We start from the raw sequence: 25,324 nt of genomic DNA, 5'->3' as shown, positions 1-25,324 counted from the left end.
AATAGACATGCGCACTCGTGCCATTGTGTTGTTATCTGGCGGCCTCGACTCAACGACTTGTTTAGCATGGGCGCAAGCGCGTTATGAATGCATTGCCTTGAGCTTTATGTATGGGCAGCGCTCAACCACCGAACTTGATGCTGCTAGAGTGTTAACTCAAGCAGCGGGCGTTGAGCACCGTGTCATTAATATTGATTTAGGTAATTTAGGTGGTTCTGCATTAACTGATCATAGTATTGATGTGCCTGATCATGAAGAAGAAGGCATTCCCATTACCTATGTACCTGCGCGTAATACCATTTTCTTGTCTTATGCCTTAGCCGCCGCTGAAGTCTTTGGCGCCGAAGCCATTGTGATTGGGATTAATGCGGTGGATTACTCAGGCTATCCAGATTGTCGCCCTGAGTTCATTGATGCCTTTGCCAACATGGCACGTCTTGCCACCAAGGTAGGTGTGGAAGGCAAACCACTCAAATTTGAAACCCCTTTATTACATTTATCCAAAGCAAATATTATTCGCTTAGGCGTAGAACATGGCGTAGACTACAGTCAAACGGTATCTTGCTATCAAGCAGATGACCAAGGACGTGCTTGTGGCACATGTGACAGCTGTCGTTTACGTAAGCAAGGCTTTATAGATGCAGGTGTTGCAGATCCAACACGTTATATACCGTAATAACAAGGTAGAGGCTATGAAAATTTTAAAATCAAACATTCTTATTGGTGCAGTGATGGCTGTGGCATCTTTTGCAACAGCAGCGCAAGCACAAGACTCATTACAAAAAGCATATCAAAGCAGCAACGTAAAAAATGCTTTAGTGAATGTTTGTAAAGAAGAAACCAACAAAGGCAAAAAACTAACTGCTGCAGAAGTCAGCAAATACTGTACGTGTGCAGTCAATGCTGATGGTAAGCTGACCAACGACCAAAAATGGCAGATTCAAAGTGCCATTAATCAAAAGAAAAGCCCATCGACTTTAGCCTTTGTGAAAAAGCAAAATGAAGAGTTAAAAACTTGTTTTGGCCCGCAATTGGTGACCAAATTGCAAAAACTCACGCAAGAAGCACAAGCGGCACAGGCTGCACAGAAAAAATCTTAATGCTGCTTGAATCAAAAGCCTACGTTATGTAGGCTTTTTTTATCACTTGATTTTATTACTTATACGAGATGAGCATGAGCACTTTATTAAATCATACTTTTGCCACCACCCAAGGTGAAGTCAACTTAGCCACACATCCAAGTGAATGGTTAATCGTGTATTTTTATCCTAAAGATTCAACGCCCGGCTGTACCACACAAGCAGTGAGTTTTTCTTGTCTCAAAGATCAATTTGACGCTTTAGGTGTAACTATTTTTGGTGTATCACGTGATTCAGTTAAAGCACATCAAAACTTCACCCTTAAACAAGAGTTAAAAATTGACTTAATCAGTGATAAAGAAGAAGTATTATGTAAACACTTTGATGTGATTAAAGAAAAAAATATGTACGGCAAACAAGTCATGGGCATTGAACGCTCAAGCTTTATTTTCCATCAAGGCAAATTGGTCAAAGAATACCGCAAGGTAAAAGCCGCAGGACATGCAGAACAACTCTTAGACGACTTAAAAGCCCTACAAGCTCAAGGATAAAACTCCAAAAGGCATTCATAAGAATGCCTGCTTTTGTCTATGACCTTAAAAATCAATGTTTAAAAAACTCGCTTGAACTGATCTCAGCTTTAGATGTTACTCATATCTCGTTGCTGATATTTGTCTTGCAACTTGCGATATATCTCGTTATTTTGAAATTCTTGCAAAAATTGAATACTGCCTTGCGGGAAAAATTCTGTTTGAATCTCCCCACGATAATAGGCTTCACGTAAAGGCGTGGCTGAAATAGACCCCACTAAACTATCCAATTCCAACATTTCCCACTCGGGAAAAAGCTGTAAATAATACGATGATTCATCTTTAAAATGACCAATCAAGCCAATTTTGTCATTAGCATGCGTAACACTTGCAACCAGTTGTTTGACTAACTTTACCCATTTCACATCATTATATACATCGATCACATGTACAAATTGAATACGTGCTTGGTCGGCAACAGAAAAATTAGACAAAATCATCTGTTCACGTTCTGTAGCTAAAAATGGATTTTTCAGATTACGTTCAGCTTGTGCCGAACCTAAAGCCAAAATCACTTGTTGACTGTGTTGTAAGGCAATTTCAACGGTTTGCAAATGTGCCAAATGAAAAGGTTGAAAGCGGCCAATAAAAACCAGATGGTCAAACGCGTATGCTGTCATATCTTCACTTTAATCGCGCAAGTTATTGTGTCGATCATAAAAATGTGCGACATAATGACCAACGTCCATTTAATAAAATCTAAAGCAAGGATAGTACGATGACATTAAGCTGTATTCAACACGCACAACCACATTTACAAGCAAATTTACACGATGGGATTTTAACCCTTGCCATTGCTCGTGCCGAAGCTAAAAATGCTTTATATGGCGATTTATATTTAAATATTGCACAAGCTTTAAATGAAGCTGATCAAAGTCCTGATGTACGCGTGGTGATTCTCCGTGGTGCAGAGGGCGACTTCACCGCAGGCAATGATATGAAAGATTTTTTAACTTTTATTCAACTGCCACGGACCACACCAGCCGGTGATGCCCCACCCTTTGTCTTATTAAAAGCCGCTGCACGTTTTTCTAAACCGCTGATTTGTGCCATTCGTGGTGTAGCAATTGGCATTGGTGTGACAATTTTATTACATGCCGATTTAGCATATGCCGATGACAGCGCACTGTTTCAAATTCCGTTTGTGAGTTTAGGCTTATCCCCTGAGGGTGCAGCAAGTCAACTCTTGGTGCAACAAGCTGGTTATCATAAGGCTGCTGAACTTTTATTCACTGCAAAAAAGTTTAATAGCCAAACTGCGCTTGAAGTGGGTTTAATCAATGCTATTTCAAAGGATGTTTATAATGAAGCTGAGCAACAAGCCAAAATACTTGCAGCTCTTCCTTTGGCTTCTTTGCAACAAACCAAGCAGTTAATGAAGCATAATCTTGCACAGATTCTTGAATGCATTGATCACGAAGCAGAAATTTTTATGCAACGCGTGGCCTCCCCTGAAATGAGCGAGGCGATTTCAGCTTTTATGCAAAAACGCCCAGCAAATTTTAGTCAATTTAATTAACTGAAGATTAAAATTTATGTCAAATTCATCTGAAAAGAAACGTTATTTTGAAGCCGCACCCACCGATATTGATGTGGACAATTTCCGTAAAGTGCTGACTAGCCGCCGTTCGGTGCGTAAATTTACCGAAAAAACCATTCCAGCGGATGTACTAGATGCCTGCTTAGATTTGGCTTTACTTGCACCAAATTCGTCTAACTTACAGCCGTGGACGTTTTATGTGGTGCAAGACCCTACAAAAAAACAGCAATTGGTCAAAGCCTGTTTAGGGCAATTGGCTGCTAAAACGGCAGCTGAATTAATTGTCTGTGTAGCACGAACCGACCGTATTGATGACATGGCAAAGCGCAATTTAAACGAATTTCCACTGCCACAGCTGCCACAAGCCGTCAAACAGTACTACACCTTTATTCCCTATAACTATAAAACCGGCATCTTCAATAGTTTAGGGCATGTACGTAAACTTGCTTTTGGTGTGGCACGTAAATTTGACAAACAACTGCCTGTTTCGGCATTTAATACCAGTGATGCCAAACTTTGGGCCACCAAAACCACGGCCCTTGCTTGTGAAAATTTTGTTTTAGCATTACGTGCATATGGTTTTGACAGTTGTATGATGGAAGGTTTTGATGAGCCTTTGGTAGGTAAAATTTTGGGCTTAAATACTGCTCAATATCCTATTATGGTCATTGCTGCAGGCGAGCGTGCAGCAGATGGGGTATTTTTCCCACAATATCGCTTTGACCGTGATTTATTTATTCAAAAAGTTTAAAGATTATCCAGATTAAATAGCTGTACAAACTCAAAAGCAGGCTCTTCATAAGGATGTGCTTGCTGCAAGGCCTGTGCCACCGCACGGGCTTTGTCACGAGGCACAATGGTTTCCACTCGCCATTCAGGCACTTGTTCTAAAGTGTCTAATTCACCAATAAAAGGATTTGCACCCTTCACCGGTTTAAATTGACCTGTGCCTAAGACCTGCCAAGCACATTGTTCATAATTACCAATACCGCCTGCACCTGCTGTAAAAATAGCGGCTTTGGTAATTTCTAAATGGCTTTCAGGCACGTAATAAATCAGTTTTAGCATATGCTCTCCAAATAATAAATCTGTTGAATATGATGATAAGGTATTGTTTTTCCTCGACCTGCATTGGCTCCAATAGTTGTTACATCTTCATCTCCAAGCCAAAGACTATACCAATATTTCGCTAAAATATGATTTACTTCATTCATTTCACGATCAACAAAAAATTTTACAATGGTGGGTTTAAGGTTAGATGCTAGTTGCTCTCTTACTTTTTTATAAATGCCCATATTCATAAAAATTTCAGGAAAATTAAATCCCGAATTTTCTACATGTTGAGCATCAGAATACCGATAAAAACCATTTATGCCATCTAACTCAACTTTTTCTTCATCCATCGATTTTATTTTGGAAACCCGAATGATTTTATCTTGATCAATTAATGTATTAATCTCAGGAATGAACGCGCTTACTTTACTAATATACGCTTGAATACCCTCTACATTATTCAATAAGCCCTCTTTAAACCATACTGCTGTGCCATCAGTTGAACAGCGGTGATAAAAACTAATTCTTAATATTGAATGCTCTTTTTCTTGAAAGTTTGGATTTATAAATAATGCAATGTTGGTTTGAAGCATTCCACTTTCAGCTGCTTCCTCATATAGATGTTTATCTTTAAGGGATTGAATATATGAAATGAGTTGTGGAAGTTTGAATTTTAAAACATCAATATCAACATCATAGTAATACGCTAATGAACTAAGCGCATCATCTTGATGGTCATAACTAAAATGATAGATATGTTGTTGCATTTGCCCCTCATAAAAAATATTAGAGTTATATTTATGGGTATATCAGAGCAATTTTTAGCAAGTACCCATTAAAAAAACCACCTTTCGGTGGTTTTTTAATGCTTAACTTAATATATAAAATAAGCCAAAGCTATAAAAACTACTTGTAGTAGCAACACCAAAGCAAAGAGTTTCCAACCTTTTTGGCGCAGGCTTGCCTTATCTAAAAATGCTAGCGTTTTTGCCATGTGATCACCTCGTCCTTAAGCATCCTGTTTTTGGGTTGATTGTTGTTTTATCTTAAAAAGCCATGTCGCTTAATCAGAATAGAAGCAAAATCTAAACCAAGTCCAGTGGGAGAACGTAAAAATTACAACAAATCTAAAAAAATAAAAAACCACCCAAAGGTGGTTATATTACCCATTGTATATAAAAAATGATTTTTTTCCAATTGGTTTAAATATAGCTCTATTTCATCGCTCTGTATAAAGAAATATTAACATCATATTTTTAATACTTGATTATTTCGGCAATAAAAATTTTAAATATCTTAAAATTTTATCTTATTTTCAAGTATATAAATTAACTCAAAGTCATCTTATTGTCATATTGAAGCCTTAATTTGCCAAGGTTTAGTCGCTTAAAGACTAAACTCCATATCAACACAATAAGGGTATTAAAAAATGAAAAAAATTCTTGTGACTGCATTATTATTGGCCTGTAGCGCCCCTGTTCTTGCTGATTTCCAGTGCAATAGCAACTTAAAAAATCGTGTGATTGATGACAACGTTAAAGTGACCAAAAGCTGTGGTTTAGACCAAGTAAGCGTAAAAGGTAATGTGATGCTTGAACGTGGTGCAACATTAACGATGATGAATTCGCGTGTTGAAGGTAATTTAGAATCAAAAGGTCGCTTTCAACAAGTGACTGCAAGTGGTAATACCATTGATGGCAATATCCAACTTAAAGAAGGTGTTGCTGCCGATTTAAAAAATAACCATGTGGATGGCAACATCGAACTTGAAAAAAATACAGGCAAGTTGGTTGTTCAAAGCAATAGCGTAGATGGCAACTTGGTGTGTAAAGAAAACCGTAGCCAACCGACTGGTGGCCAAAACCGTGTTTATGGCGATAAAGAAGGTCAATGCCGCGCGTTATAAGTAAAAAAAAGCCCCTTTCGGGGCTTTTTTAATGTCTTGATGAAATCAATTAACCAATAAATTTACGTGCGTTACGGAACATACGTAACCATGCACCATCTTGATCCCAATCTTCTGGTTTCCAAGAGTGTTGTAAGGCACGGAAGTTACGTTCTGGGTGCGGCATCATAATCGTAGCACGACCATCCAGTGACGTTACACCTGAAATTGCTTCTGGTGAACCATTCGGGTTCATTGGGTAATGTTGGGTTGGATTACCATGGCTATCTACATAACGTAATAACACTTGCTCATTGGCATTTAATGATGCAAGGTTGTCACTAGATGTCACTACACGCCCTTCACCATGCGCCACAGCGATTGGTAAAATTGAACCTTCCATGCCTTGTAACAATACCGAATTTGATTTTTCTACACGTACGTTGACAGCACGTGCTTCAAACATTTCTGAGGTGTTACGGTGGAAACGTGGCCAGTTGTCTGCACCCGGAATGAGTGGCGCAAGTTGTGACAACATTTGGCAACCGTTACAAATACCTAAAGAGAAGGTCTCATCACGGTTAAAGAATTTCTCAAATTGATCACGCAATTTCGGGTTAAATAATACCGATTTTGCCCAACCACCGCCTGCACCGAGTACGTCACCGTAAGAGAAACCACCGCATGCCACTAAACCTTCGAAATCATCAAGGCTAATGCGACCTGCAAGTAAATCGCTCATATGCACGTCAACAGTATTAAAGCCCACTTTATCAAATGCTGCTGCCATTTCCACATGACCATTTACGCCTTGTTCACGTAAAATCATCATGTTTGGACGACGTAGATTAATAAACGGTGCTTCAATCTCTTCGTTGAGATCAAAGGTTGCTTGAGCGATTAAACCTTTGTGGTCTTTATCGCTAATTAATGCAAATTCTTGATCGGCAGTTTCGACGTTGTCACGTAAACGTTGGATTTGATGTGATACTTCAGTCCACGCCACTTGTAAATCAGCGCGCTCAAGCACTAAGCCGTTTACAGATAACTGATCTGTAGTGTTGACTGTACCAATCTCTTGGATTGCATCTTTTAAGATAGATGCAGCCACTTCAGCTTGGAGTGCGTCCCAATCGGCTTTAGCAATTTGAACAACTGCACCAATTTCTTCAGCAAAAAGACTTGCAACAGTTTGATCTTCTAAAGCCACACCTAAACGTGACGCGAACATCATTTCCGCAACAGTTGCCAATAGACCACCATCACCTAAGTCATGATAGGCTTTAATTAGGCCACGCTCGTTCCAATCTTGCACTAAAGCAAAGAAGGCCTTGAAATCTTCAAAGTTATCAACGTCTGGTGTTACAGAACCAATCGCTTTATACACTTGTGCTAAGATCGAACCGCCCAGACGGAATTGACCTTTTGATAGATCAATACGTACCAACACAGAATCTAAGTTTTTCAATTCTGGCGTTAAAGTTTTACGCACGTCTGTCACTGGTGCAAATGCCGTGATCACACCTGACATTGGCGAAGTTACTGACTTATCAACGCCTTCATCATTCCATGTGGTACGCATAGACAATGAGTCTTTACCTACAGGAATAGCAATACCCAATGCTGGACACATTTCCATACCGATGGCTTTTACGCCTTCAAATAAAGCTTGGTCTTCGCCCGGTTGACCGGCCGCTGCCATCCAGTTTGCAGAGAGTTTAATGTCGCTGATTTTAGCAATCTTAGCCGACATAATGTTTGAAATTGATTCAGCAACCGACAAACGTGCAGAAGCAGCTGGGTTTAACAATGCAACCGGTGGACGTTCACCCATCGCCATTGCTTCGCCAGTAAAGCCTTGTAAGCTTGTCGTTGTTACCGCAGCATCAGCCACTGGAACTTGCCATTTACCTACAAACTGATCACGCGCCACCATACCTGTAATCGAACGGTCACCAATGGTGATTAAGAACGATTTAGAGGCAACAGTTGGGTTTTTCAGTACACGATAAATGGCATCTTTTAGATCAGTGACTTGAGAAGCATCAAAATCATCGCCTTGACGTTCAATTGATTCGTATGAGCGGCTCATACGTGGTGTACCACCGAGCATCACTTGCATTGGCATATCAACTGCTTTGTTTTCAAACAGTGGATCTTCAACGGTTAAATGACGCGCTTCTGTTGCTTCACCTAATACGGCAAATGGGCAACGCTCACGGGCACAAATGGATTCAAATAATGCTAAAGAACTTGGACGAATCGCAAGCACATAACGCTCTTGTGCTTCGTTTGACCAAATTTCCATTGGCGACATGCCCGGCTCTAAAGATGGAATCTTACGTAAGTTAAGAATCGCACCAAGCTCATGGTCATTGACCAATTCTGGCATTGCGTTTGATACACCGCCAGCACCCACATCATGTACCGATACGATTGGGTTATGGTCTTCCATGCGCCAGCAGGTATCAATCACTTCTTGGCAACGACGTTCCATTTCTGGGTTTTCACGTTGTACTGACGCAAAGTCTAAGCTCTCGCCCATGGTACCGCTATCTACAGAAGAGGCTGCACCACCGCCAAGACCGATCAGCATTGCAGGGCCACCCAACACGATGAGTAAGTCACCTGGTAAAATCGGATCTTTTTCAACGTGATCGGCACGGATATTACCGTAACCACCGGCAATCATAATTGGCTTATGGAAGCCTTTGACATCGCCATTGACGTTTTGTTCAAAGGTACGGAAGTAACCATTAAGTGCCGGACGACCAAATTCGTTGTTAAACGCAGCACCACCTAAAGGACCATCAATCATGATCTGAAGCGGTGACGCCATACGAGATGGTTTGCCGTAGTTGTCTTCCCATGGCTGTTCAAAGCCCGGAATATTTAAGTTAGACACGGTAAAGCCAGTTAAACCTGCTTTTGGTTTACCACCACGACCCGTTGCACCTTCATCACGGATTTCACCACCTGAACCAGTTGCAGCCCCTGCAAATGGTGCAATTGCTGTTGGATGGTTATGGGTTTCCACCTTCATTAAGATATGCGCGGCTTGGTTTTTATATTTATAAACGTATTGACCGTTGTCTTCTTGCGTTGGATAAAAACGCTGTGTATCAAAACCCACTATCACCGATGCGTTGTCTTTATACGCTGACAATACGTCTGTTGGTGATTCTTTATAGGTATTTTTAATCATTTGGAACAATGATAATGGCTGTACTTCACCATCAATGGTCCACTCAGAACCGAAGATTTTATGACGGCAATGCTCAGAGTTGGCTTGCGCAAACATCATCAATTCGATGTCGTTTGGATTACGACCCATTTGAGTAAATGCGTCAGTTAAGTAATCAATTTCTTCCATCGACAACGCAAAACCAAACTCATTGTTGGCTTTGACTAGAGCGTCTTTACCTTGACCCAAAATATCAATTGAGTTGAGTGGTTTTGGCTCAGTTTCTAAAAACAGTGCTGCTGCATCTTCAATCGCATTAAATACGCTTTCAGTCATGCGATCATGTAACACGGCTTTGAGTTCAGCAGAAACTGAATTTACACCTTTTAAAGTAAACAAAACGCCGCGTTCTAAACGGTGAACCGGCGTATTACAGTTGGCGAAAATATCGGTCGCTTTAGATGACCACGGCGAGATAGTGCCGACACGTGGAGTCACGAGAATTTGAACTTCGTCGCTTGCAGCTTGACGTAAATTAAATGCTTCACCGTCGTTTAAAAGCTGTAAAGCGGATTGCTGTTGTTGCTCGCTCAGCGCTTGGTCAAAGAGGTAAACCCATTGGCTTTCAATTGATTGAACAGAACTAATTGACGATAAACGCGATAATAGTTGAGTTTTCTTAAAAGAAGAGTGTGCAGGTGCACCGGCAACGATAAACATGCTGATTTTGGCTCCACGGGCAGGTCGAAAACCGTGCCACAATGTGACTTGAGAGAGCGTCACATTCTACTGTGAATTGATCTAATCAGCTAGATGAAAAGCATAAAATTAATAGAAGTTTTAAGCACAATTCTTTATTTTTCAGACAAAAAAATTGAATTTGGCTGACCAGATTATCATAAAATCCACAACCCTTTGGCATTCTTGGCAAAATATTGATTGAAAAGACCAAGCCCAAAAAATAAAAGCGCATCTAAAATCAGTGACTTCATAGAACGCCTCGTCGATTTTGTTTAAAAAATCGACTGGGCTTAGCAGATTAGTTGAGATGTGTAGTTTGTGCTGCATCAATCAGTTGCAGTATAGCCTCATAAGCCAACTGTAAGGATGCCGGATCAATCTGGCTTAGGTCATCACACGCTTGGTGATAACACGGCGCAAACTCTAAAATGTCGCCTTTCATTTGTTCATTAAATAAAATGATAGATGCGACTGGCACTTTGCCTAAAAAGCCTGCTGTGTCACTGGCTACTAAAGTGGACACATCTTCGCGAACTGGAATATTTTTGCGCTTTAAAAAGTCGCTTAAGACCTGTTGTAAATGTGCATCACCTTGATGGCTTGGAATACTACGTAGCCCATCTAGCATCGCGGTGTAATCGTTAAGTGGCATTCCACTGGCTTTAAGCTGCTGTTCTAAATCATTGACTGACGATTTATCGGCATCTAGCACCAAAGCAGTTGGATTTTGAGTCCCCACCATATCCACATTAATATAGGCTTGAATACCTTGTAACTGCTGTTTGCTCAATTGCTTAGCAAAATATTGCGAGCCAGCAATCCCCACCTCTTCTGAATCCCAAAATGCCAAGTAAATGTTATAAGGCGGTGCTGTATTGTGTTGAGCATAGTGTTGTAGCACAGCCAAAAGTACCGCAACCCCTGAGGCATTATCATTAATACCGGGTCCCGTTGTGACTGAATCATAATGCGCGCCCACTATAATGGCTTTATTGGGGTTTTGACCTTTGATCTCGACCACAATATTTTGCCCAACGGTTTTTTCACGATTTTCAAATGGCAACATTTGCACACTATAAGGCGTGGCTTTGGCAATTTTTAAAATATATTCAGCACTGGCTTGGCCACCTAAACTTCCCACACTGCGTTGATTGTCGTGTTGCTTGGCAATGTTTTGAAATTGTTCAAGGTGCTGCCACATGCTTGCAGCTGTATTGGCTGTTTGATGTGGTGTAACTTGGGTTGACTGAGGTAAATGGCTACAGGCAGTTAAACTCAAAGCCCCACATAAAGCAGCAATCAATGTGCGTTTCATAAATTCTCTCGCTCTTGTTATGTACTTAGCATACCTGAGTTTTTAAGTTCGTAGCTTGGATTTTAACCACAAGACAAGTTATGTCGCACAGCGCTAGGCAGACTGTAGTTTTTTTGGCATGATGACATCAACCGTAACACAACAAAATCGAGATGGCATGACACAAATGCGTTGGTTAGAGTTGCTGTCCACAGTACGTATGGGCAGCAAGACCCAAAGTTCTGAACAAGCCCGTAGCCCATTTCATAAAGATTATGATCGGATTATTTTTTCGCAAAGTTTTCGTCAGCTCAATCGTAAAACCCAAGTGCACCCGATGGCACAGCACGATGGGATTCATACTCGTTTAACCCACTCGCTTGAAGTGTCGTGTATTGGGCGTTCCTTAGGCATGCTCACCGCAGAAAAAATCAAAGACCAATTACCGCCTTGGGTCAGTGCCGCCGATGTGGGTGCCATTATTCAAGCAGCCTGTTTGGCACATGATATTGGTAATCCCCCGTTTGGACATGCCGGTGAATATGCCATTCGTGAGTGGTTTGACGATGCAACGCATAGCAATTTTTTAACTGCGCTTTCACCTGCTGAACAAGCCGATGTGCGTCAATTTGAAGGCAATGCACAAGGCTTACGCTTATTGACTAAAATTGACAATCATCCCGATGATGGTGGGATGCGCCTCACGTATGCCACTTTAGGTGCTTATTTAAAATATCCGTGGTTGTCTAAAACCATTGAAGAACAAGGTGATGTGGCTGCCCATCAACGCGCAAAGTTTGGTTGTTATCAATCAGAGAAACATATTTTGCAGCAGATTGCTGAACAGTTGGGTTTAATTCAATTAGGAAATTTACATTATTGTCGTCATCCATTGACCTACTTATTAGAAGCGGCTGATGATATTTGCTATGCCTTAATTGATTTAGAAGATGGCATTGTTTTAAATATGCTCAGTTATGAACAAGTGGAGCCGATTTTCTTAAATCTATTGGGTGACTATCCACGTCCGCAAGAACTTGCTATGCCGTTGAGCACATGGCAGCAAAAAATTGCAGCCTTACGTGGTCGAGTGATGAAACGCTTAGTGGAAGAAGTGTCCAATGCTTTTGCGCGTTGTCATGAGCAAATTTTAATGGGTCAATTACAAGGTTCACTGTTACAGTATTGTGCGCCCGATATTGCCCCCGGTATTCAAGCGGCAAAAAACTTGGCCCGTGATCAGATTTTTGAACATCCACAAAAAGCCGGTCTTGAGATTATTGCCCATCAAAGTTTGCAAAATATTTTAGATGCTTTTGTGCCGCTGACCACACCGCATAAAACCTTAAATTTTAAGGAACAGCGTTTAATGGCCATGTTACAACGCGCAGGTGCCCAATTTAGCGATCATCATTACAGCAATATTATGCAAGTGTTGGATATCATCTCGAAATTTTCGGATCATCAAGCCTATCAATTGGCACAGCAACTACAAGGCAACAAGGTTGGTTTAATCTAAGCAAACTTTGCCTTTTTTAAGCTGCCTGTCTACTATGTAAAGCAGTCAAAATAGAGTGAATCAAAACAAATGATTGGATGTTTAATCGGTGAAGTCTTTGCCTTAGAAGCCCCAACCGTGGTGCTTAATGTCAATGGTGTGGGCTACGAAGTCGATACTTCGCTGTCGACTTTTTGCCAACTGCAAAAAGGTCAGCAGGTCACTTTATGGACGCATTTGGTGGTGCGTGAAGATGCGCAACAACTGTATGGCTTTTTAACTCAGCAAGATAAAACCATTTTCCGTACCTTACTCAAAGTCAATGGGGTTGGGCCTAAAATGGCACTTGGTATTTTATCTACCTTAAGTGTGGAAATGCTGATTCACACTGTAGAACATGAAGATGTCAACACTTTGGTTAAAGTGCCCGGAGTGGGTAAAAAAACCGCTGAGCGTTTAATGATTGAACTGCGTGATCGTTTTAAAGCCTTAGCGGCTGCACCAAGCAGCATCAATGCTACCACCACACAAATTCAGTTTGATTCGCATTCGGCTGTGGCTGAAGCCGAAGCTGCTTTACAATCTTTAGGTTATAAACCGCTTGAGGCACAAAAATTGATTAACGCGGTGAAAGGTGATTACACCGAAGCCAGTGACATTATCCGTGCGGCGCTCAAGTCGTTGAATAAATAAGTTGAGATTATGCAAGAACGTTTCATGAGTGGCACTGAAAAGCCCGAAGATCATTTTGACCGTGCCATCCGCCCCACCTCACTTGCCGACTATATTGGTCAGCCTGTGGTACGCGAGCAGATGGAGATTTTTATTGGTGCGGCGCGTGGTCGTGCCGAGGCGCTCGATCACACTTTAATTTTTGGTCCACCCGGTTTGGGTAAAACCACACTTGCCAATATTATCGCGCGTGAAATGGGCGGTAGTTTAAAATCTACTTCGGGGCCTGTCTTGGAGCGTGCTGGTGATTTAGCCGCCATGCTGACCAATTTAGAAGAAGGCGACGTGTTATTTATTGACGAGATTCATCGTCTGTCGCCGATGATTGAGGAGATTCTCTATCCTGCGATGGAAGATTATCAACTCGATATTATGATTGGTGAAGGTCCAGGTGCGCGTTCTATTAAATTGGATTTGCCTCCATTTACTTTGGTGGCTGCCACTACGCGTGCCGGTTTATTAACTTCACCATTACGTGACCGTTTTGGTATTGTGCAGCGTTTGGAGTTTTATTCGGTTGAAGATTTAACCCATATTGTAAAACGCTCAGCAAGCTTAATGGATGTACCCATGACCGATGAGGGTGCCATGGAAATTGCCCGTCGTGCGCGTGGTACACCGCGTATTGCCAACCGTTTATTACGTCGGGTACGTGACTATGCCCAAGTCAAAGGCACAGGCGAAGTCAATCAAGACATGGCGCAACGTGCGCTTGATATGCTAAACGTAGATAAATCCGGTTTAGATACTTTAGACCGCCGTTATTTAAGTATGTTGCTTGAGCGTTTTGATGGCGGCCCTGCCGGTGTAGAAGCCCTAGCAGCAGCGATGGCAGAAGATTCAGGCACTTTAGAAGACGTGATTGAGCCATATTTGATTCAGCAAGGCTATGTGATGCGAACTGCACGAGGACGAATTGCCACTAATATGGCGTATATGCAGTTTGGGATGACACCACCTGAACCGAAAGAGAAATAGAAGTAAGTATAAGATAGGTGGGATTATTTCCCACCCATATCTTTTTCTAAAATAATATTCAGAATTTCCTGCTGTAATTTTTCTATGCATTGCCCTAAATTAGATAACTCTCTCTCAAATTTAATTTGATCATTTATAAATAAATATTGAAATTGTCTTACTAACATTAACATGACTGTTTTTTCCGAACTAAGAATTTGGTGATTTTTGTCATTTCTATAGTCAAAAAATAGTTTGAGTTTCACTGAATTAGATTGAGGGTTTTTATATAAATCATCCAGTTTGCCATATGACTTACTTTCTCTTTTATCATGATCTAAATTCAATTTAGAAAACTTATCAATACCAATCATATGCAGTGCAAAATTAAACTCATCCATAATTATCTGTAAATTACTCAAATAAATAGCTGCAAATTCACGAGAATCCTCAACCCATTTTTGATTATATATTAGTTCTATTTCCTTTAGTTTGAGGTCATTTTGCTTATTTATAAAATTTATATTTGATTCCAACATAAGTTGTTCAGAACTTTTAATCTGTGCCATCACTGCATCAAAAGACTGTTTAGTTAAATCAAAGCTTTTCCGTCCATACCAATACGCAAGCCACGTTGCCAATCCTGCTAAAGCCAATGCAATGATAGTTGCAATTACAAAAGAAGAAATTGCTGTTTTATCTGTTGTGGCATCTAAACGTAAATGTGTTTCGCTGGGTTGCTGTAAAATCACCGCTTGAGTTTATGGCTGTGGCTCAACCACCCACGGTAAAAAGACAATAGTTTCTTTATTTTCCTGTTCTGCCATTTTCCCCTCTTAAAATCGCAAACATATAAAACCGCTATGCTATTGGGCATAACCTATAAACACAAACACATTTTAAACAACAGATAAATTCAAGTATGATTCCTCAAACCTTAATCCAAAAAAATAATGAGAATTATTTACTTTAATTTTTTATGGATTTTCATTAACATACATAAAAAAATCATCTAATGAATAAGCATGAAAATTAAAATATTTTTAGTCAGCCTGATCTGGCTCATTGCCTGTATCAATGCACAGGCACAACCAAGCAAAGACCTTGAAATTGCTCAACCACAATGGGAAAAAGCACCCGTACTTCAATACACCAATATTGAGTTAGCGCATCAAGATCGTAACCTTAGCCTAAAGATCATTGGCAATTCAGCATGTGACATTTTAAAAACCGAGGTCTTAAACAGCTCTGGTTTAATTGAACTCGATCAAAAAGTACAACATGACATTATGCAAGCAAGATTTAAACCGCAAGGGCAAAGGTGGTATGCCACCTTACCTGTGGCGCTTAAATTAAATCAAGCTCCTTTAAATGCCAACATTTGGCTGATTCAACCCAATCTAAGTTATCAACATCAAGAACTACAAGGTCAAAATCGACGTCTAGATTTACGCCTCAGCCGTGACAAGCAAGGCTTTATTCAACGCATCGAAATTCTTAACGGTACAGGCTTAAGATATCTAGATGAAAAAATCATGGCGCAAGTCAAAGACGCTCGTTTTAACCCAAAACTCACCCCTCAACAGATTACCTTGCCAATTGTGTTAACGAGCCCTATATATACACAGCAAAGTCAGCATATTCAGTTACACGATGACCTTGCTCCACAAGATGCGGCAAAAATTTGGCAATATTTCCCCAAGCTTCAATACACAGTAGCTGATTTAAATGGGCAAACTCGCTATATCAGCTTTAGCTTGGCCTTTAATGCCCAAGGTCAACTCATTGATAGTCAGATCACACAAAGTAGTGGTCTAAAAGCATTAGATCACAGTCTTTATCAACAAATTCAAAAAGCACTGCTGTATGGGCATCATGCCCCTGCGCGCTTAAATCTACCTTTGGTATTTGAACACATGCCACAGTAAGCTGCTTAAGGTCTTGGTATTGCACTTTGATTTTAGATACTTTTTGCCAATTGCTGTTTTTTACAATTGGTCAGTTCAGCCATAGGACTAAATTATCATTCTGCTAAAATGCCTTTTATCTAAATCCTCCTATTTGAGATGTGCTGCCAACAGATCAGTACATTTCGCAATTTTATCGATGGAAGCGTTATATGCAGAATAAATTTGAATTTCCTATTCGTATTTATATTGAAGATACTGATGCAGGTGGCATTGTGTATCATGCCAATCATATTCGCTTTATGGAGCGCACCCGTACCGAATGGTTGCGTGCTTGCGGCATCGAACATTACTGGCATCAAAAAGACTATAACTTTGTGGTGCACAAAATTGCCCTTAAATATATGCGCCCTATCTTAATGGATGACTTAATTACCGTCACAGCGACCGTTGTTTCTTGTAAATCCACATCTTTTGTATTGCAACAAAATATTTATCGTGATGAAATCATGCTAGCTTCAGGTGAGGTGGAATTGGCATGTATTGATGCCAATATGAAGCCGCGCCGACTTCCAGAGGAAATGCGTGAATTAATTGCGCGCCACTTGGAAACACATTAAAAAAAATTAATTGGCACATGTAACTATGGCAACACAACTCGAATCTTCACTTCAGATCTCAGATCTTATTTTACAAGCAAGTCCAGTGGTACAATTGGTGATGTTGGTGTTATTACTGGCATCCTTCTACAGTTGGTATTTGATTGCTAAGTTACATTTGACCTATAAAAAAGCCCAGCGCGATGATGAACATTTTCAAAAAATGTTCTGGTCGGGGGCTGAACTTTCCACCCTATATAACAATGCCCAACTCAATACCCAGCGTACTGGTTTAGAAGATGTGTTCTACCAAGGTCAAGGCGAGTTTTTAAAACTACAAAAACGCCAAGCTACCTTAGCGCAAAGTATTGATGGCACTGAACGTATTTTACGCGTCGGTTTAAGCCGCGATCAGAGTCATTTAGAACATGGTTTAAACCATTTGGCCAGTATTGGTTCGGTCGCGCCGTATATTGGTTTATTTGGTACCGTGTGGGGCATTATGAATGCCTTTATTGGTTTATCTGAAGTCGCTCAGGTCAGCCTAGCGACTGTAGCTCCAGGGATTGCTGAAGCCTTAATTGCCACCGCAATTGGTTTATTTGCTGCCATTCCTGCGGTATTGGCCTTTAACCACTTTACCAGTCAAAGTGACAGCATTTATGGCGATCGTGCTTTATTTGCTGAAGAAATGGTGGCGCTGCTACAAGCACAATCGGTGGGTTCAAAACAGGATGATGCCTAATGCGACATTCAGGCCGTTTTAACCGCATCAAAAAACCACTCAATAGCGATATGAACGTGGTGCCCTATATTGACGTGATGTTGGTATTGTTGGTGATCTTTATGGTCACAGCGCCCATGATCACCAGTGGCATTCAAGTGGATTTACCACAAGCCAATGCCACACCACTTGAAAATAATACGCCACCTGCGATTGTGACACTTGATAAAAACGGTCAATATTTACTGAAATATCAAGATTACAACAATGAACAAGCTTTAAGTCTGGATGAACTTGAAACTGCCTTGCAAGCAGCACAAAGCACACAGCAACAACAAAATAGTGAACTCACCGTGGTGATTAATGGCGAAAAGTCTCGTCCTTATGGGGATGTGATTCGCTTAATGCACCATTTACAAAATGCAGGTTTAAGTAAAGTGGCCTTGCTCACCGAGCCGGTGTCTTAAGCCATGAAAAAGTTTGAAAAACCGCCTTTTGCTCAGAAAAAGATTGCCCTTGCTTTTACCGCAGGGGTACATATTCTTGCAATTGTAGGTTTATTGTATGTGGGCATGAATCAACCCCTTAAGCCACCTAAACCGCTTGAAACAGTGTTGATTCGTCCCGAAGATTTAGTGCCCGAGCCTATTCCTCAAAAGCCTGTTCCTGCTGAAGTCGAAGAAGCAGAAACCGCACATACGCAAGTGGCCAAGCAAATCACGCAAACTGCTGATCCTGTTGCCGCAGCTCCGATTATTCCCGTGCCTGTACCCACCCCTGCACCTAGTGCCAGTCAGTTAAATGCAACCAAAGCTGCTGAGCAAGCCAAACTTGCTGAACAACAAGCAGCTAAAGAAGCGGCACGTTTAGAGGCACAAAATAAAGCCGCAGAAGCGGCACGCATCAAAGCCCAAGCTGAAGCAGATGCTGCTCAAAACGCTGCAGCAAAAGCACAAGCCGATGCTGCCAAAGCAACTGCCGCAGAAAAAGCCAAAGCTCAGGCCGCAGCAGAAAAAGCGCAAGCGGATGCAAAAGCTAAAGCGGATGCTGCTGCAAAAGCCAAAGCCGATGCCGCTCAAAAAGCCAAAGCGGATGCTGCTGCAAAAGCCAAAGCGGATGCTGCTCAAAAAGCCAAAGCCGATGCCGCTGCAAAAGCCAAAGCCGATGCTGCTCAAAAAGCCAAAGCCAAAGCCGATGCCGCTGCAAAAGCCAAAGCCGATGCTGCTCAAAAAGCCAAAGCGGCGGATGCTGCTCAAAAAGCCAAAGCAGATGCCGCTGCAAAAGCCAAAGCAGATGCTGCTGCAAAAGCTAAAGCGGATGCTGATGCAAAAGCCAAAGCGGATGCCGCTGCAAAAGCTAAAGCGGATGCTGATGCAAAAGCCAAAGCGGATGCCGCTGCAAAAGCCAAAGCGGATGCCGCTGCAAAAGCCAAAGCAGATGCTGATGCAAAAGCCAAGGCGGATGCCGAGGCTAAAGCTTCTGCTGCGCAAAAAGCCAAAGAAGAAGCTGCCACTAAAAAGGCCGAAGCCAAAAAAATTGCATCTACTGCCAAGCGTGATTTTGAGAGTAAAATCCGCCGTGCATGGGATATTCCAAGCGGTATTTCAGGGCAAAAAACAACAGCACGCGTGACTTTAAGTGACAATGGATCAGTACAATCTGTGGTGGTTAGTGCCAGCAATGCTGATTTAAAAGCCAGTATTGAAGCTGCCGTACGTGCAGCGGCCCCTTATCCAATGCCATCTGACCCAGATGCACGCCGTGAAGCACGTAGTTTTACCTCAAGCTTTACAGCAAACTAAGCTTGATCACAGTGCTATTTTAAATAAAACTAGCACTGTAAAAAAAAATTGCTTACATCAATCGTGCAATAAAAACCAAGCCTAGGGCTTTTTTCTGATTCAATATCTGTCATCATAACTGTTAAAATTTTTACAAAAATTCCAAGCTTTTGCGTATTGAAATGGACCCAAGGATATGACGCGTAAAAACCTACTCGGCTTAGCAATGATCGCAGCCTTAGGCGCGGGCTTAAGCAGCCAAACTTTTGCTCAACTGCACTTAGAAATTGTCAAAACTGCGGCAGAAAGTCCAAAAATTGCCATTGTACCGTTTAACAGTGATTCTAATATTTATCCAATTGTTGAAAATGACTTAAATCGTTCTGGTAAATTCTCAAGTGCCTCTAAAAATTTACCTGCCACAGCAGCTATTGATCAACCCAATGCAGCCGCATGGAAAGCTGCAGGTGTACCTTACGTGGTCACAGGTTCCAGTAAAACCAATGCCGATGGCAGCATCGCGATTCATTATCAATTGTATGATGTAGAAAAAGGCAGCTATTTACTCAATGAAATGCTCACCGTACCTGCTTCACGTACTCGTCAAGCAGCACATTTAATCAGTGATACTATTTTCCAAGCGTTAACTGGCATTGCAGGTGATTTTAGCGGTCGTATTGCTTATGTATTACGAAATCCTGCCACGCCTGAGCAACGTTATACCTTGCAAATTGCCGACACCGATGGCGAGCAACCTAAAACCATTCTTACTTCGCGTGATCCGATTTTATCCCCTGCATGGACGCCCGATGGCAAAGGCATTGCTTATGTGTCTTTTGAAAGCAAGCGACCTGCGATTTACTTACAAAATCTCTCTAGCGGTAGCCGTGAAAAGCTCACCAGTTTCCGTGGTTTAAATGGTGCACCAAGCTTCTCACCTGATGGTAAAAGCATGCTGTTTACCGCCTCTATGCATGGCAATCCTGAAATTTATCAAATGGATTTAGCTTCACGTAGCCTACAACGCCTAACGAATAACAGTGCTATTGATACCGAAGCACGCTATACCCCAGATGGTCAAGGTTTTATTTTTACCTCAGACCGTGGTGGTTCGGCACAGATTTATCGTTACGATTTTAATTCAGGTGATACCAAACGTTTAACTTTCCGTGGTGCATTTAATGCGCGCGGCAGTTTAAGTGCCGATGGTAAAAAAATTGCCCTTGTACATCGTCCAAGTGGTAGCAATTACAAAGTGGCTATTCAAGATATCAACAGTGGTGTGACCAATGTGTTGACCCCAACCAGTTTGGATGAATCACCGAGCTTTTCACCTAATGGTCAGATGGTGGTATATGCCACGCGTGAAGCCAATCGTGGCTTATTGTCGATTATGTCACTTGATGGACGTTTTCGTATGAACTTACCAAGTGAAGTTGGTGAAGTGCGTGAACCCGCTTGGGCACCTAAATAATCAAAATTCATTTAATTTAAGGAAAAATAACCATGAAAACCATGCAATTGATGATGTTACCACTTTTGGCCGGTGCTTTAATCATGACGGGTTGTGCCAACCGCAAACCTGTGACACCCACCATTACCGATGGCGGCTTAAGCAACAATACCCCAAGCATTAGCGTTGATACCCAAGGCTTAAGCGAAGATGCCGCACTTGCAGCACAAAGTCTTACAGGCGCCTCAGCCAAAGGTGTTACCGAAGCCAACAAAGCTTTTTTAGCCAAACGTGTGGTACATTTTGACTATGACAGCAGTGAACTTTCAAGCACTGATTTACAAACTCTACAAGCCCATGCACAATTTTTAATCGCCAATGCCAATTCACGTGTTGCACTCACAGGTCATACCGATGAACGCGGTACCCGTGAATACAATATGGCATTGGGCGAACGTCGTGCTAAAGCTGTTGAAAGCTTTTTAGTGACTACAGGTGTGAGTCCAACCCAACTTGAAGCGGTTAGCTATGGTAAAGAAATGCCAGTGGCGACGGGTCATAATGAAGCAGCATGGAAAGAAAACCGCCGTGTTGAAATTAACTATGAAGCTGTGCCACCTTTACTGAAATAAGCAAACACAAAAAAGCGCTCCTATGAGCGCTTTTTTTTATGAGCTTTGTTGCTCGTCTGCTTTATCTTGTAAAGATTCAATCAAATCATGTTTGTTAAACTCTTTATATTCAGGTTTGGCTGAATAATCTTGCCATGCTTGTTTCATATGCTCAGCTGAAATCTCATCTAAGCTAATCCCTTCACTCGGCGTTGGGGTGGCATCAAATTTTTGCGTGCTCATTGCGATACTCCTCAGCATGTTTTTATCCTTTTCATCAACATAGCAGTTTTTAATGAACTTGCAAGCCCAAAAGATCGGTAAAAGGTCGAGTTTAATTTTTCTTTTTGTTGGTTCTCCTCTAAAATAGCCCTCAACTTTTCTAATGATCTATGTGTTTATTCACACTGTGGAGTCTTCCGACGATGGCCTATCTTACGCTTTCCCAATTTTTACAACAACAAAGTGGCAATTTGACCCCTCAACTGGCGCAAGTGATCGACACCATTGCCAATACCTGTAAACGTATTGATGTGTTATTACAAAAAGGCGCTTTAGCAGGCGTTTTAGGCAGTGCAGAAAATGAAAACGTACAAGGTGAAGAGCAAAAAAAGCTTGACGTGATTTCAAATGATTATTTAATTGATGCTTTAAAAGTCCATCCACATGTCGGTGGTTTGGCCTCTGAAGAATTAGATGACTTCACCCCTGCACAAGAAAATGGTGAATATTTAGTTTTGTTTGACCCATTAGATGGTTCAAGCAACATTGATATTAACATGTGTGTCGGCACGATTTTCTCAATTTTACCGGCAAAAAATGCAGTCACTCAAGCCGCTGACTTTATGCAAGCGGGTAATCAACAAGTTGCAGCAGGCTACGTGCTATATGGCCCATCAACCATGATGGCGCTGACTGTTGGTGCAGGCACTGTGTTCTTTACCTATGACTTAGACAGCCAAGAATTTTTATTGACCTCACAAGACATCCAAGTAGCTGCTGATACCAAAGAGTATGCCATCAATGCATCGAATCAACGCCACTGGGAACAACCAGTTCAGCGTTATATTGACGAATTATTGGCAGGTAAAACAGGTCCGCGTGAAAAAGACTTTAACATGCGTTGGGTGGCGTGTATGGTGGGTGATATTCACCGTATTTTATGTCGCTCTGGTATCTTCATGTATCCATATGACCTAAAAGATCCTGCAAAAGCGGGTCGTTTACGTTTAATGTATGAAGCTAACCCAATGAGTATGCTGATGGAACAAGCCGGCGGTGCTTCAACCACAGGTCGCGTGCGTATTTTAGACATTCAACCAAATGACTTACACCAACGTGTACCGGTGATTATTGGTTCAAAACATGAAGTTGATCTTGTTACCAGCTACCACTAATTTTTTTATTGCCCGTAAGTCATGTGGCTTATGGGCATGAGCCTCTCCCATGTCTGTTATTTTTTTAGAATCAAAAGATAATCCAAAGATTAAGCATTTACGTGCCTTAATTGAACAAAACAGCTACCGTAAAAAGCAAGGTCAAACTGTGCTTGAAGGGACGCATTTGTGCCAAGCTTGGCTTGAACAAGACAAGAAAATTAATTCAATTTTCACCACGGAAAAATCACTGACTCATCCTGAAATCTGCGATATTTTGGATCTATATCAAGGTTCGGTGTTTGTGATTGCAGAGAGCTTGTATCGTGATTTAAGTACACTGGGTACTACCTTGCCGTGTTTGGCGGTGATTGATCAACCTACATCTCGCCTAAGCCTTGATTTTTCTTTAGATACTTTAATCTTAGAAAATGTCCAAGATCCAGGCAACGCTGGTACTTTGCTGCGCTCTGCGGCAGCAGCCGGCATTAAACAAGTGATTTGTAGCAAAGGTTCAGCATCGCTTTGGTCACCGCGTGTGTTACGTGCCGGTATGGGTGCGCACTTTAGCTTACAAACTTTTGAAAATGTAGCCTTAGAAGATGTGTTATCACGCTTTGAAATTCCGGTTTACGTGACCAGCTCACATCGCTCAACCAGTCTGTATGAACAAGATCTTACCCAACCTTGCGTATGGATTTTAGGCAATGAAGGTCAAGGTGCATCAGAATATGCTTTAGAACATGCCAAAGCCATTGCCATTCCACAACCGGGCGGTCAAGAATCTTTAAACGTTGCCATTGCAGGTTCAATTTGTTTCTTTGAAATGGTGCGTCAACGCTTGTGATGTTTTGACTTAAAATTGTATTTTGTGTCAAAACTCTACACTTGATTAAAAAAATAATAATTGCATTGTCAACCAAAGCATTATTTCTAACGTTATAACACTATGACAATGGAAATAATGCTGGGGATCCAATGACAGGATTTTCCATCTCTATGGATGTAGCACCGAAACACGCGCAAAGCCAAGATGCAAGTATGTTAAAACGTACGAGCGAACAACGTCTGAAAGTTTTTATGCAAGAGGTGACTGGACGTGCTTTGGTGATGATGGAAAGCGCCACCCAAGGTCAGCATGGTATTGCTATGGATTTGGTGCAAGAGGCATTTATTGCGCTACACGGCGCCTATAGTGATCGTCCTAGTGAACAATGGTATCCCCTGTTTTACACCATTTTAAATAATAAATTGCACGATTGGCGGCGGCGTGCAATGCGCCGCGCTCATCCATTTTCTTTTTTTAAAAAAGTCAGCTTAGATGATGAAGATCTCGCCGTTCAGGATGTGGTTGATGAAAGCGCACTCAACCCACTCGAGTTCCTAGATCAAGCTGTCACTGCTGAGGAAATTCAAGCCGCCATCCAGCAATTGCCACTGCGTCAGCAGCAAGCCTTTATGTTGCGTGCTTGGGAAGGGTTTGATACTCAAACCACTGCGCACATCATGAATTGTTCCGAAGGTAGTGTCAAAACTCACTATCACCGTGCGATTCAGGGACTTCGTGCCACACTCGCACACTTAAATCCACATCTGGGAGGGTCATCAACATGAAACATGATGATTACTTAAAACAAGTCACTTCCAAACTCGACCATTTGGCCCACCGTCCACACGATCAGGCTCAAGTGATGAATCAGGTCTTGGACCGTATTCAACAAAAAAAGACCGCTCGTTATGGTCTTTGGAAAATGTCAGGTTTTGCACTGGCAGCGGCGGTCACCGGTATTGCTATTTTACCGCAATCTCATGACCTGACCGACTCACAGATGAATCAGGCTGTAGTCTCACCTAAACTTTCACCACAAATGGTGGAAGATTTAGATATGTTGTTAGTTTTGGGTGAAGATCGAGGTCCACATGGCAGCTAAAAAAGTCGCCTTGGCACTGTGTGCTGTTGGTTTTTTACAAAGCAGTTTTGCCGGTTTTGAACGTTTTTGGCTGTTTAGTCAAGATGCCAACACGCAAGTGGACAGTTGGGAAAGTATGAGTGATGCCGAACAGCTCGCCGCAATCCAACGTTATCAAAGCTTAAAAGAATTACCCGAACAACAAAGCCATAGTCTGCAACAACGTATTGATTGGTTTACCCAGTTACCTGAGCAAGATAAACAAAAAATGCGTGAAGTGTGGCAAAAAATGAGCAGTGCCGAGCGACGTGATCTTGGCCAGCGTTTGGCAGAGGCCACGCCTGAAGCACGCAATGCAATTCGTGAAGAATATATCTTAAAATATACATCCCTTCCTACTTCGCCATAAA

Annotated in this window: 29 protein-coding genes; 21 read left to right on the top strand and 8 right to left on the bottom strand. The window is 41.7% G+C overall.

Translation table 11 applies throughout. The features are described 5' to 3' along the window. Positions 1-7: 7 nt before the first annotated feature. The 3 genes from queC (at position 8) to Q0Z55_RS00815 (ending at position 1,630) form a co-directional block, all read left to right on the top strand. Positions 8-676: a 7-cyano-7-deazaguanine synthase QueC gene (gene queC, locus Q0Z55_RS00825; protein ID WP_297422847.1), complete on the top strand. Its 669-nt coding sequence runs from the start codon at positions 8-10 to the stop codon at positions 674-676. A gap of 16 nt (positions 677-692) precedes the next feature. Next, complete coding sequence (locus Q0Z55_RS00820; RefSeq protein WP_297422845.1) at positions 693-1,100, top strand: hypothetical protein; 408 nt, start codon at positions 693-695, stop codon at positions 1,098-1,100. Positions 1,101-1,168: 68 nt separating this feature from the next. Then, complete coding sequence (locus Q0Z55_RS00815; RefSeq protein WP_297422844.1) at positions 1,169-1,630, top strand: peroxiredoxin; 462 nt, start codon at positions 1,169-1,171, stop codon at positions 1,628-1,630. 89 nt (positions 1,631-1,719) lie between these two features. Here the strand turns inward: Q0Z55_RS00815 and Q0Z55_RS00810 are convergent, their stop codons facing one another. Further along, complete coding sequence (locus Q0Z55_RS00810; protein WP_297422842.1) at positions 1,720-2,289, bottom strand: nicotinate-nicotinamide nucleotide adenylyltransferase; 570 nt, start codon at positions 2,287-2,289, stop codon at positions 1,720-1,722. A 98-nt stretch (positions 2,290-2,387) separates the two neighbouring features. Here Q0Z55_RS00810 and Q0Z55_RS00805 point away from each other — a divergent pair, with 98 nt between their 5' ends. Together Q0Z55_RS00805 and Q0Z55_RS00800 are read left to right on the top strand one after the other, a co-directional pair. After that, positions 2,388-3,188 carry an enoyl-CoA hydratase-related protein gene (locus Q0Z55_RS00805; RefSeq protein ID WP_297422840.1) on the top strand — a complete coding sequence of 267 codons (801 nt, stop codon included), beginning with the start codon at positions 2,388-2,390 and terminating at the stop codon, positions 3,186-3,188. Between the two features lie 16 nt (positions 3,189-3,204). Then, positions 3,205-3,960, top strand: coding sequence for a nitroreductase family protein (locus Q0Z55_RS00800; RefSeq protein ID WP_297422838.1), 756 nt, complete (start codon positions 3,205-3,207; stop codon positions 3,958-3,960). Here the strand turns inward: Q0Z55_RS00800 and Q0Z55_RS00795 are convergent. From Q0Z55_RS00795 to Q0Z55_RS00785, 3 genes are all read right to left on the bottom strand, one after another. Beyond that, on the bottom strand, positions 3,957-4,277 hold the full coding sequence (locus tag Q0Z55_RS00795; protein WP_297422836.1) for an NGG1p interacting factor NIF3: 321 nt from the start codon (positions 4,275-4,277) through the stop codon (positions 3,957-3,959). The two genes, Q0Z55_RS00800 and Q0Z55_RS00795, sit on opposite strands and share 4 nt — an antisense overlap. Beyond that, a complete protein-coding gene (locus tag Q0Z55_RS00790) occupies positions 4,271-5,029 on the bottom strand; it encodes a hypothetical protein (RefSeq protein ID WP_297422822.1) in 759 nt (252 codons plus the stop codon). Before Q0Z55_RS00790 ends, Q0Z55_RS00795 begins: the two co-directional genes overlap by 7 nt. Positions 5,030-5,136: 107 nt before the next feature. Further along, on the bottom strand, positions 5,137-5,256 hold the full coding sequence (locus Q0Z55_RS00785) for a KGW motif small protein (protein ID WP_297422819.1): 120 nt from the start codon (positions 5,254-5,256) through the stop codon (positions 5,137-5,139). Positions 5,257-5,691: 435 nt separating this feature from the next. Between Q0Z55_RS00785 and Q0Z55_RS00780 the strand changes: the two genes are divergently transcribed. Beyond that, positions 5,692-6,168, top strand: a complete 477-nt coding sequence (locus Q0Z55_RS00780) for a hypothetical protein (RefSeq protein ID WP_297422816.1) — start codon at positions 5,692-5,694, stop codon at positions 6,166-6,168. A gap of 49 nt (positions 6,169-6,217) precedes the next feature. Here the strand turns inward: Q0Z55_RS00780 and purL are convergent, their stop codons facing one another. After that, positions 6,218-10,051: a phosphoribosylformylglycinamidine synthase gene (gene purL, locus Q0Z55_RS00775; protein WP_297422813.1), complete on the bottom strand. Its 3,834-nt coding sequence runs from the start codon at positions 10,049-10,051 to the stop codon at positions 6,218-6,220. A gap of 319 nt (positions 10,052-10,370) precedes the next feature. Further along, positions 10,371-11,387 carry a M20/M25/M40 family metallo-hydrolase gene (locus tag Q0Z55_RS00770; RefSeq protein ID WP_297422811.1) on the bottom strand — a complete coding sequence of 339 codons (1,017 nt, stop codon included), beginning with the start codon at positions 11,385-11,387 and terminating at the stop codon, positions 10,371-10,373. Between the two features lie 157 nt (positions 11,388-11,544). On the opposite strand from Q0Z55_RS00770, the gene Q0Z55_RS00765 reads away from it, so the two are divergent. The 3 genes from Q0Z55_RS00765 (at position 11,545) to ruvB (ending at position 14,574) form a co-directional block, all read left to right on the top strand. Beyond that, complete coding sequence (locus Q0Z55_RS00765) at positions 11,545-12,885, top strand: deoxyguanosinetriphosphate triphosphohydrolase (protein ID WP_297423266.1); 1,341 nt, start codon at positions 11,545-11,547, stop codon at positions 12,883-12,885. Positions 12,886-12,954: 69 nt separating this feature from the next. Continuing rightward, complete coding sequence (gene ruvA, locus Q0Z55_RS00760) at positions 12,955-13,557, top strand: Holliday junction branch migration protein RuvA (RefSeq protein WP_297422808.1); 603 nt, start codon at positions 12,955-12,957, stop codon at positions 13,555-13,557. 9 nt (positions 13,558-13,566) lie between these two features. Next, positions 13,567-14,574, top strand: a complete 1,008-nt coding sequence (gene ruvB / locus Q0Z55_RS00755) for a Holliday junction branch migration DNA helicase RuvB (RefSeq protein ID WP_297422805.1) — start codon at positions 13,567-13,569, stop codon at positions 14,572-14,574. A gap of 23 nt (positions 14,575-14,597) precedes the next feature. Here ruvB and Q0Z55_RS00750 read toward each other — a convergent pair whose 3' ends face one another. Further along, on the bottom strand, positions 14,598-15,305 hold the full coding sequence (locus tag Q0Z55_RS00750; protein ID WP_297422802.1) for a hypothetical protein: 708 nt from the start codon (positions 15,303-15,305) through the stop codon (positions 14,598-14,600). A 273-nt stretch (positions 15,306-15,578) separates the two neighbouring features. Here Q0Z55_RS00750 and Q0Z55_RS00745 point away from each other — a divergent pair, with 273 nt between their 5' ends. The 7 genes from Q0Z55_RS00745 to pal all read left to right on the top strand — a co-directional run bounded on the left by Q0Z55_RS00745 (position 15,579) and on the right by pal (position 21,649). Further along, positions 15,579-16,481 (top strand): hypothetical protein, encoded by a 903-nt coding sequence (locus Q0Z55_RS00745; RefSeq protein WP_297422799.1) that lies wholly within the window; start codon positions 15,579-15,581, stop codon positions 16,479-16,481. Positions 16,482-16,672: 191 nt separating this feature from the next. Next, the gene (ybgC, locus tag Q0Z55_RS00740) at positions 16,673-17,080 is read left to right on the top strand and encodes a tol-pal system-associated acyl-CoA thioesterase (protein WP_297422796.1); all 408 of its coding nucleotides are present in this window, start codon (positions 16,673-16,675) and stop codon (positions 17,078-17,080) included. A gap of 25 nt (positions 17,081-17,105) precedes the next feature. Continuing rightward, the gene (tolQ, locus tag Q0Z55_RS00735; protein WP_297422793.1) at positions 17,106-17,804 is read left to right on the top strand and encodes a protein TolQ; all 699 of its coding nucleotides are present in this window, start codon (positions 17,106-17,108) and stop codon (positions 17,802-17,804) included. Continuing rightward, the gene (gene tolR, locus Q0Z55_RS00730) at positions 17,804-18,250 is read left to right on the top strand and encodes a protein TolR (protein WP_297422790.1); all 447 of its coding nucleotides are present in this window, start codon (positions 17,804-17,806) and stop codon (positions 18,248-18,250) included. The genes tolQ and tolR overlap by 1 nt, the downstream gene beginning before the upstream one ends. 3 nt (positions 18,251-18,253) lie before the next feature. Continuing rightward, positions 18,254-19,585: a cell envelope integrity protein TolA gene (tolA, locus tag Q0Z55_RS00725; protein ID WP_297422787.1), complete on the top strand. Its 1,332-nt coding sequence runs from the start codon at positions 18,254-18,256 to the stop codon at positions 19,583-19,585. A gap of 175 nt (positions 19,586-19,760) precedes the next feature. Further along, positions 19,761-21,038 (top strand): Tol-Pal system beta propeller repeat protein TolB, encoded by a 1,278-nt coding sequence (gene tolB, locus Q0Z55_RS00720; RefSeq protein WP_297422783.1) that lies wholly within the window; start codon positions 19,761-19,763, stop codon positions 21,036-21,038. Between the two features lie 32 nt (positions 21,039-21,070). Then, positions 21,071-21,649, top strand: coding sequence for a peptidoglycan-associated lipoprotein Pal (gene pal, locus Q0Z55_RS00715; protein ID WP_297422780.1), 579 nt, complete (start codon positions 21,071-21,073; stop codon positions 21,647-21,649). A 36-nt stretch (positions 21,650-21,685) separates the two neighbouring features. Here pal and Q0Z55_RS00710 read toward each other — a convergent pair whose 3' ends face one another. Next, positions 21,686-21,871: an NF038105 family protein gene (locus tag Q0Z55_RS00710; RefSeq protein WP_297422775.1), complete on the bottom strand. Its 186-nt coding sequence runs from the start codon at positions 21,869-21,871 to the stop codon at positions 21,686-21,688. A gap of 182 nt (positions 21,872-22,053) precedes the next feature. Here Q0Z55_RS00710 and Q0Z55_RS00705 point away from each other — a divergent pair, with 182 nt between their 5' ends. The 5 genes from Q0Z55_RS00705 (at position 22,054) to Q0Z55_RS00685 (ending at position 25,323) form a co-directional block, all read left to right on the top strand. Then, complete coding sequence (locus tag Q0Z55_RS00705; RefSeq protein ID WP_297422772.1) at positions 22,054-23,025, top strand: class 1 fructose-bisphosphatase; 972 nt, start codon at positions 22,054-22,056, stop codon at positions 23,023-23,025. A 49-nt stretch (positions 23,026-23,074) separates the two neighbouring features. Continuing rightward, positions 23,075-23,851 carry an RNA methyltransferase gene (locus tag Q0Z55_RS00700; RefSeq protein ID WP_297422767.1) on the top strand — a complete coding sequence of 259 codons (777 nt, stop codon included), beginning with the start codon at positions 23,075-23,077 and terminating at the stop codon, positions 23,849-23,851. Between the two features lie 152 nt (positions 23,852-24,003). Further along, positions 24,004-24,618, top strand: coding sequence for an RNA polymerase sigma factor (locus Q0Z55_RS00695; RefSeq protein WP_297423263.1), 615 nt, complete (start codon positions 24,004-24,006; stop codon positions 24,616-24,618). Continuing rightward, the gene (locus Q0Z55_RS00690; protein ID WP_297422763.1) at positions 24,615-24,935 is read left to right on the top strand and encodes a hypothetical protein; all 321 of its coding nucleotides are present in this window, start codon (positions 24,615-24,617) and stop codon (positions 24,933-24,935) included. The genes Q0Z55_RS00695 and Q0Z55_RS00690 overlap by 4 nt, the downstream gene beginning before the upstream one ends. Continuing rightward, positions 24,925-25,323, top strand: a complete 399-nt coding sequence (locus tag Q0Z55_RS00685) for a DUF3106 domain-containing protein (protein ID WP_297422760.1) — start codon at positions 24,925-24,927, stop codon at positions 25,321-25,323. The genes Q0Z55_RS00690 and Q0Z55_RS00685 overlap by 11 nt, the downstream gene beginning before the upstream one ends. Position 25,324 lies beyond the last annotated feature (1 nt).

Origin of the sequence: uncultured Acinetobacter sp. (assembly GCF_947626835.1) — a bacterium.
In the GTDB taxonomy this organism is placed as follows: domain Bacteria; phylum Pseudomonadota; class Gammaproteobacteria; order Pseudomonadales; family Moraxellaceae; genus Acinetobacter.
The sequence above is the reverse complement of the archived record's forward strand: the minus strand, read 5'-3'. Positions and strand labels throughout refer to the sequence as shown.

Bases quoted from the DNA above. Each gene is read 5' to 3' on its own strand.
- Q0Z55_RS00795 (WP_297422836.1), bottom strand. From the start codon at position 4,277: ATGCTAAAACTGATTTATTACGTGCCTGAAAGCCATTTAGAAATTACC.
- Q0Z55_RS00805 (WP_297422840.1), top strand. From the start codon at position 2,388: ATGACATTAAGCTGTATTCAACACGCACAACCACATTTACAAGCAAAT.
- Q0Z55_RS00695 (WP_297423263.1), top strand. From the start codon at position 24,004: ATGGATGTAGCACCGAAACACGCGCAAAGCCAAGATGCAAGTATGTTA.
- Q0Z55_RS00785 (WP_297422819.1), bottom strand. From the start codon at position 5,256: ATGGCAAAAACGCTAGCATTTTTAGATAAGGCAAGCCTGCGCCAAAAA.
- purL (WP_297422813.1), bottom strand. From the start codon at position 10,051: ATGTTTATCGTTGCCGGTGCACCTGCACACTCTTCTTTTAAGAAAACT.
- Q0Z55_RS00710 (WP_297422775.1), bottom strand. From the start codon at position 21,871: ATGAGCACGCAAAAATTTGATGCCACCCCAACGCCGAGTGAAGGGATT.
- Q0Z55_RS00770 (WP_297422811.1), bottom strand. From the start codon at position 11,387: ATGAAACGCACATTGATTGCTGCTTTATGTGGGGCTTTGAGTTTAACT.
- Q0Z55_RS00810 (WP_297422842.1), bottom strand. From the start codon at position 2,289: ATGACAGCATACGCGTTTGACCATCTGGTTTTTATTGGCCGCTTTCAA.
- Q0Z55_RS00685 (WP_297422760.1), top strand. From the start codon at position 24,925: ATGGCAGCTAAAAAAGTCGCCTTGGCACTGTGTGCTGTTGGTTTTTTA.
- Q0Z55_RS00765 (WP_297423266.1), top strand. From the start codon at position 11,545: ATGACACAAATGCGTTGGTTAGAGTTGCTGTCCACAGTACGTATGGGC.
- Q0Z55_RS00790 (WP_297422822.1), bottom strand. From the start codon at position 5,029: ATGCAACAACATATCTATCATTTTAGTTATGACCATCAAGATGATGCG.
- tolA (WP_297422787.1), top strand. From the start codon at position 18,254: ATGAAAAAGTTTGAAAAACCGCCTTTTGCTCAGAAAAAGATTGCCCTT.
- pal (WP_297422780.1), top strand. From the start codon at position 21,071: ATGAAAACCATGCAATTGATGATGTTACCACTTTTGGCCGGTGCTTTA.
- tolQ (WP_297422793.1), top strand. From the start codon at position 17,106: ATGGCAACACAACTCGAATCTTCACTTCAGATCTCAGATCTTATTTTA.
- Q0Z55_RS00800 (WP_297422838.1), top strand. From the start codon at position 3,205: ATGTCAAATTCATCTGAAAAGAAACGTTATTTTGAAGCCGCACCCACC.
- Q0Z55_RS00690 (WP_297422763.1), top strand. From the start codon at position 24,615: ATGAAACATGATGATTACTTAAAACAAGTCACTTCCAAACTCGACCAT.
- ybgC (WP_297422796.1), top strand. From the start codon at position 16,673: ATGCAGAATAAATTTGAATTTCCTATTCGTATTTATATTGAAGATACT.
- tolB (WP_297422783.1), top strand. From the start codon at position 19,761: ATGACGCGTAAAAACCTACTCGGCTTAGCAATGATCGCAGCCTTAGGC.
- queC (WP_297422847.1), top strand. From the start codon at position 8: ATGCGCACTCGTGCCATTGTGTTGTTATCTGGCGGCCTCGACTCAACG.
- Q0Z55_RS00705 (WP_297422772.1), top strand. From the start codon at position 22,054: ATGGCCTATCTTACGCTTTCCCAATTTTTACAACAACAAAGTGGCAAT.
- Q0Z55_RS00700 (WP_297422767.1), top strand. From the start codon at position 23,075: ATGTCTGTTATTTTTTTAGAATCAAAAGATAATCCAAAGATTAAGCAT.
- Q0Z55_RS00820 (WP_297422845.1), top strand. From the start codon at position 693: ATGAAAATTTTAAAATCAAACATTCTTATTGGTGCAGTGATGGCTGTG.
- Q0Z55_RS00780 (WP_297422816.1), top strand. From the start codon at position 5,692: ATGAAAAAAATTCTTGTGACTGCATTATTATTGGCCTGTAGCGCCCCT.
- tolR (WP_297422790.1), top strand. From the start codon at position 17,804: ATGCGACATTCAGGCCGTTTTAACCGCATCAAAAAACCACTCAATAGC.
- ruvA (WP_297422808.1), top strand. From the start codon at position 12,955: ATGATTGGATGTTTAATCGGTGAAGTCTTTGCCTTAGAAGCCCCAACC.
- Q0Z55_RS00745 (WP_297422799.1), top strand. From the start codon at position 15,579: ATGAAAATTAAAATATTTTTAGTCAGCCTGATCTGGCTCATTGCCTGT.
- Q0Z55_RS00815 (WP_297422844.1), top strand. From the start codon at position 1,169: ATGAGCATGAGCACTTTATTAAATCATACTTTTGCCACCACCCAAGGT.
- ruvB (WP_297422805.1), top strand. From the start codon at position 13,567: ATGCAAGAACGTTTCATGAGTGGCACTGAAAAGCCCGAAGATCATTTT.